1 pseudogene is annotated in these 266 nt (G+C 54.9%); it reads left to right on the top strand.

What is annotated here, in order from left to right:
- Positions 1 to 60 precede the first annotated feature (60 nt).
- Positions 61 to 266, top strand: a pseudogene (locus LD028_RS09080) (metal ABC transporter permease); the annotation flags it as partial.

Here is a 266-nt window from a genome sequence, read left to right as displayed (position 1 = left end):
AGAAGGCGATTGCCTTCCTGGAGGAACAAGGAGTAAACGTGGAGGAGATGGAGAGGGGCCATGTCTGATCTGCAAGAATTTGTCCAGGAACGCCTCCCCCTTATCGGGGAATCCGTGGTGCAAACCTTTCAAATGGTGTCCGTATCCCTGCTGTTCTCCGTATTGATCGGCCTGCCCATGGGCGTGCTGCTGATCCTCACCCGGCCGGGCAACGCATGGGAGAATCGGTTTGTCTATCAGCTTCTGAACGTCGTGATCAACGTCAT

Origin of the sequence: Anoxybacillus sp. LAT27 (genome assembly GCF_022030075.1) — a bacterium.
GTDB classification, from domain to species: Bacteria; Bacillota; Bacilli; order Bacillales; family Anoxybacillaceae; genus Anoxybacillus; species Anoxybacillus kestanbolensis.
Note: the sequence above shows the minus strand (reverse complement) of the source record. Positions and strands in the feature narration are given on the sequence as shown.